Genomic DNA, 5,124 nt, shown 5'->3' with positions numbered 1-5,124 from the left:
CGTGCTGGACGACGGGGAGTTCTTGGAGGTGCAGGCGCTGTACGCGCCGAACATGGTCACCGGCTACGGCCGGGTGGAGGGCCATTCGGTGGGCATCGTGGCCAACCAGCCGATGCAGTTCGCCGGCACCCTGGACATCAAGGCCTCCGAGAAGGCCGCCCGGTTCGTGCGCACCTGCGACGCCTACAACATCCCGGTGCTCACCTTCGTGGACGTGCCCGGCTTCCTGCCGGGCACGGACCAGGAGTGGGACGGCATCATCCGCCGCGGCGCGAAGCTGATCTACGCCTACGCCGAGGCGACGGTGCCGCTGATCACGGTCATCACCCGCAAGGCCTTCGGCGGCGCGTACGACGTGATGGGCTCCAAGCACCTGGGCGCGGATCTGAACCTGGCCTGGCCGACCGCGCAGATCGCGGTGATGGGCGCGCAGGGCGCGGTCAACATCCTGCACCGCCGGACCCTGGCCGCGATCGAGGACCCGGCCGCGCAGGAGGCCCGCCGCCAGGAGCTGATCCGGGAGTACGAGGACACCCTCCTCAACCCGTATGCGGCGGCCGAGCGCGGGTACGTGGACGCGGTGATCATGCCGTCCGAGACCCGCCGGCACATCGTCCGCGGCCTGCGCACGCTGCGCAACAAGCGCGAGCAGCTGCCCCCGAAGAAGCACGGCAACATCCCGCTGTAGGACGCGCACGTCCCCCGGAACAGAGGAGGCTGACGGTGATCAAGGTCGTACGGGGCAACCCGACACCCGAGGAGCTGGCCGCCGCAGTCGCGGTGGTGCAAGCCCGCGCGGCGGCCGCCGCTGCCGCCGCGCCCGGCGGCCCGGAGCAGGGCGAGGAGTGGTCCGACCCGGCGTCCCTCGTCCCGCGGCGGATTCCGCACCCGGGCCCGCGCGCCTGGCGGACCAGTTTCTGGCCGCGCTGACGAAACGGCCGGAATACCTCTGGTGGCCGCCGGGTGGACGCCCGGCGGCCACGGTTCACCGCGGCGCTTGAGTACGCGTACTCAGGCGCCGCGGCCGGTACCGGGCGCAGGATCGGAAGCATGCTGTGGTCCGATCCGCCCGACGATCCCTCCGAGGAGCTGCGCAAAGCGGAAGCCATGCTCCGTCGGGCCGGCATCGTGCTGGCGGTCGCCTCGGTGCTGCTACTGCTCCTGCTCGGCTGGTCCGGCTGACCCGGCCGCCGCGCGTGCCGGCTCGACCGTGCCGCTGACCTCGCCGAAGCCGATGCGCACCCCGTCCCGTCCCGGCGCCGTCGCGCGCAGCGTGACCGTGTCGCCGTCGGCCAGATAGGCCCGGGTGGAGCCGTCGGCGAGCTTGACCGGTTCGGTGCCGTTCCAGCCCAGCTCCAGGAACGAGCCCCGCTCGTCCGGCGCCGGGCCCGAGACCGTGCCCGAGGCGTAGAAGTCACCGGTGCGCAGGCTGGCGCCGTTGACCGTCATGTGCGCGAGCATCTGCGCCGCCGTCCAGTACATGGTGCGGAACGGCGGCCGGGAGAGCACCGTGCCGTTGCACTCCACCTCCATGGCCAGGTCCAGCCCCCACGGCTCGTCCTCGCGCAGATACGGCAGCGGCTCGGGGTCCTGGGCCGGCGGCGCGACCCGCGCCTCGGCCAGCGCGTCCAGCGGCACCACCCAGGGCGAGACGGACGTCGCGAAGGACTTGCCGAGGAACGGGCCGAGCGGCACGTACTCCCACGCCTGGATGTCCCGCGCGCTCCAGTCGTTGACCAGCACCACGCCGAAGACGTGCTCGGCGAAGTCCGCTGTGGACACCGGGCGCCCCAGCTCCGACGGCGTGCCCACGACGAAGCCCACCTCGGCCTCGATGTCCAGCCGCACCGAGGGACCGAAGCCGGGCGCCTCGGCGTCCGGTGCCTTGCGCTGCCCGCACGGCCGCACGACCGGCGTCCCGGAGACCACCACGGTCCCGGCCCGGCCGTGGTAACCGACCGGGAGATGCCTCCAGTTGGGCATCAGCGGCGGCTGGTTCGGCCGGAACACCCGGCCGAGGTTGGACGCATGGTGCTCCGACGCGTAGAAGTCCACGTAGTCGGCGACCTCGAACGGCAGATGCAGGGTCACCTCGTCCCGCGGGACGAGGTGCGGCTCCACCGCCGCACGGTGCCGCTCGTCCGTCAGCAGCTCCGTCAGGTGCGCCCGCACCGCCCGCCACGCCTCCCGGCCGCGCGCCATGAACGGATTGAGCGTCGGCGCCGCGAAGTCCTCGGCGTACGGCAGCCCGGCGGCCCCCAGCCGCGACAGGTCCAGTACGTGGTCGCCGATCGCCACGCCCGCGCGCGGCGGCGCTCCGGTCCCGTCCTCCCGCGAGAAGATCCCGTACGGCAGGTTCTGCACGGGGAAGTCGGAGTGCTCCGGTACGGGCACCCAGGATCGGGTCGTCATGCGTCCAGCTCCCTGTCGGTCGGGGTCTTCGAACGCGGGCGCGCGCCGGTCAGGCCGAGCGCCCGCAGGTCTGCCAGCGGCTCGCTGGTGCTGCACGAGCCGTACCCGGTGAACACCGCGCGGGTGCGCGCGGCGAGCGCCGGGGTCACCGCGCGGGCCTCGGCGGCCAGCGCGACGGGATCGGTGGAGCGCAGTACCGCCTCGACGCCGTCGGCCGCCGCGCCGTCCGCCGCCCGGCACGCCGCCAGCAGCAGGTTGAGGAAGCCGTGGTGGGTGAAGCCGGTGCGCGCGTCGCGGTACCGCACGGCGTGGTGCAGCCCGGCGGTCGCCTTGAACGGCAGTCCCCGGCGCACGCACGCGCACACGAACGCCGCCAGGTCCCCGACCGCCGGGAAGAGTTCGGCGCGTACGCCGCCGCAGCGCACCTTGGCGGCGAGCCCGGCCGCCACCAGCTCGTCCAGCGCCGCCTCCCAGCCCTCGGTGAGCGGGACCTCGACGTGCTGCGGGAAGCCCGGCGGCGGCCCGTACGGCAGGTTCTTCAGCGCGTCGGCGGCCTGCCGGACGCCGGTCACCAGGTCCGGCGCGGCCGGCAGCGGGCCCTCCAGGGCGACCAGCCGCAGCCGGCCCTCGGCCGCGATCCTGCGGTGCGCGTCCACCAGCGTTCCCCACTCCAGCGGGCTGATCAGCCCCACCTCGAAGCGGTCCGCCTCGGCCAGCTCCGCCGTCAGCTCCGGCAGCCGGGCCGCCGGGCAGAGGAACCGGTGGCTGAGCACCGGATCGCCGGCCGCCGCGTCCGCCCGGTGCCGGCCGACGGCCGCCGCCATCTCCAGCTGCGTGGGCGGGAAGAGCCCGGCATCGTCCACGAGCCGTTCGTACAACGCGGATGTGCTCATCGCTCACGCCTCCTGAGGTCCGTGGCCTGCCCACGTCCACGCATACCCGCGCCCGCGCGTGTCCAGCGGGACAGCGCCCCGCGCGGGGCAACTCCGCGCCGTACGGGGCACCGTGAGGACGGCGGTGCCGGTGACGCTCGTCCGAATAACGGACACTGCTGTCTGTTATCCGAACGTGCCACTGCACTGTGGCCGCAGCCCGAACGGCTGTCAAGAGACCGCCGGGCGGCCCCGGACGCCGGCTGCGGACACGCCCCGCCCGCCGCCTACGATGACCCGCATGACCGAACAGCCCCGCCGCCTCGTGCTCGCCTCCCAGTCCCCCGCCCGCCTCGGCCTGCTGCGCCAGGCAGGGCTGGCCCCCGACGTCGTCGTCAGCGGCGTGGACGAGGACGCGATCACCGCGGAGACCCCGGACGAGCTGGCCCGCGTACTGGCCGAGGCCAAGGCCGACGCCGTGGCCCGGCGCGAGGAGGCCGCCGGGGCGCTGGTCGTCGGCTGCGACTCGGTGCTCGACCTGGACGGGCGCGCGCTGGGCAAGCCGGCCGACGCCGAGGACGCCACCGCGCGCTGGAAGGCGATGCGCGGCCGCTCCGGCGTGCTGCGGACCGGGCACTGCGTCATCGACACGCGGAACGGCCGCCGCGTCTCGGCGACCGCGGCGACCACCGTCCGCTTCGGCGAACCGTCCGACGCGGAGATCGCTGCCTACGTGGCGAGCGGCGAACCGCTGCACGTGGCGGGCGCGTTCACGCTCGACGGGCGCTCGGCCCCGTTCATCGACGGCATCGACGGCGACCCCGGCAACGTCATCGGCCTCTCCCTGCCGCTCCTCCGCCGCCTCCTGGCCGACCTGGACGTACAGCTGACCGACCTGTGGGCGTGACGCGGACGCGGTACGCGGCCTGGACGTCCGGGCGTGGCCCGCGCCGTCCGGTGCGGGCTACGCCGCCGGGGTCGGCTCAGCGCCCGGCGCGCCCCCTTCGGGCGTCCCGGCGGACGCCGGAACGGCCTTCTCCGGGGCGTAGGCCAGCAACGTGAAGATGAGCAGGCCGAGGACGGCCATCGCACCGACGAAGGCGGCCCAGCCGACCAGGCCGACGGTGAACGCGCCGACCACGCCGTGGATCACCGCACAGCTGATCAGCACGATGCGCGCGAAGGTGCCGGGCACCCGGTCCCGGACCGCGCAGCGCATCGCGAAGAAGGCGCAGAGCAGCAGGTACAGGCCGAAGACGAGGCCGCCGGCCCAGGCACCCGCCGACATCGCGCGGGACTCCAGGCCCGCCATCGACATCTGCTGCCGGTCGACGAAGATGCTCAGTACCCAGTTGAGCAGCACGATGCCGGCCGCTTCGAGGACGAGGACCACGGCCGTCACCGCCGCCACCGGTCTGCGTGCCGCCACCGTGCCCACCCACTTCCGCTGAGTCCGGCGCGTGCGCGCGCCTGTTACCGCGAGTACAGAAGACGGGTGCACGCTACTGCTGGGTAATGGCCAGGACAAGGGGCGTGCGGCAGCCGGTCCTCCCGTGCGCCGCACCCGACACCCACCCGGCAAAGTTTTGTTCCGCCATTAGTAGGAACCCCACAAAGAAACGGCGCCGTTCGGGAGTCGAGCGGACCGAGACCTTGCCCACACCGAACCTCGATCGTGCCTCCGAACTTCCGGGCATACCCTGGGAATGCAGGGGACTTCGGCGAGTGGCCGACGTCGGACGGAGGCGCCTTGTGGGGAAGCTCACCCCTTGAGGCGACTCGGCACGTGGTGTCGTCAGTCCCTAAACTCAGCTTGTTTCGAGGAGGGAGCCATCGTGCG

Annotated in this window: 7 protein-coding genes; 4 read left to right on the top strand and 3 right to left on the bottom strand. The window is 73.5% G+C overall.

What is annotated here, in order from left to right; all coding sequences use genetic code 11:
- From C3486_RS36050 to mmpB, 3 genes are all read left to right on the top strand, one after another.
- Nucleotides 1-688, top strand: a 688-nt coding sequence (locus C3486_RS36050) for an acyl-CoA carboxylase subunit beta (protein WP_308461294.1), incomplete at its 5' end; no start/stop codon positions are given.
- A gap of 35 nt (nucleotides 689-723) precedes the next feature.
- A complete protein-coding gene (locus tag C3486_RS36045) occupies nucleotides 724-930 on the top strand; it encodes an acyl-CoA carboxylase epsilon subunit (protein WP_103837072.1) in 207 nt (68 codons plus the stop codon).
- Between the two features lie 120 nt (nucleotides 931-1,050).
- The gene (gene mmpB / locus C3486_RS38455) at nucleotides 1,051-1,182 is read left to right on the top strand and encodes a morphogenic membrane protein MmpB (RefSeq protein WP_258053201.1); all 132 of its coding nucleotides are present in this window, start codon (nucleotides 1,051-1,053) and stop codon (nucleotides 1,180-1,182) included.
- Here the strand turns inward: mmpB and fahA are convergent.
- Both fahA and C3486_RS36030 read right to left on the bottom strand, forming a co-directional pair.
- Nucleotides 1,153-2,412, bottom strand: coding sequence for a fumarylacetoacetase (fahA, locus tag C3486_RS36035; protein WP_103837070.1), 1,260 nt, complete (start codon nucleotides 2,410-2,412; stop codon nucleotides 1,153-1,155). The genes mmpB and fahA overlap by 30 nt on opposite strands.
- Entirely contained in the window at nucleotides 2,409-3,305 is an 897-nt protein-coding gene (locus tag C3486_RS36030; protein WP_103837069.1) for a hypothetical protein, read from the bottom strand. Before C3486_RS36030 ends, fahA begins: the two co-directional genes overlap by 4 nt.
- Before the next feature lie 280 nt (nucleotides 3,306-3,585).
- On the opposite strand from C3486_RS36030, the gene C3486_RS36025 reads away from it, so the two are divergent.
- Complete coding sequence (locus C3486_RS36025; protein ID WP_103837073.1) at nucleotides 3,586-4,191, top strand: nucleoside triphosphate pyrophosphatase; 606 nt, start codon at nucleotides 3,586-3,588, stop codon at nucleotides 4,189-4,191.
- A gap of 57 nt (nucleotides 4,192-4,248) precedes the next feature.
- Here C3486_RS36025 and C3486_RS36020 read toward each other — a convergent pair whose 3' ends face one another.
- Complete coding sequence (locus tag C3486_RS36020) at nucleotides 4,249-4,713, bottom strand: hypothetical protein (protein ID WP_374936969.1); 465 nt, start codon at nucleotides 4,711-4,713, stop codon at nucleotides 4,249-4,251.
- Between the last annotated feature and the right edge of the window lie 411 nt (nucleotides 4,714-5,124).

It is taken from the genome of Streptomyces sp. Ru73, assembly GCF_002920575.1.
Lineage (GTDB): Bacteria > Actinomycetota > Actinomycetes > Streptomycetales > Streptomycetaceae > Streptomyces.
This window is presented reverse-complemented; position numbering and strand designations above follow the sequence as displayed.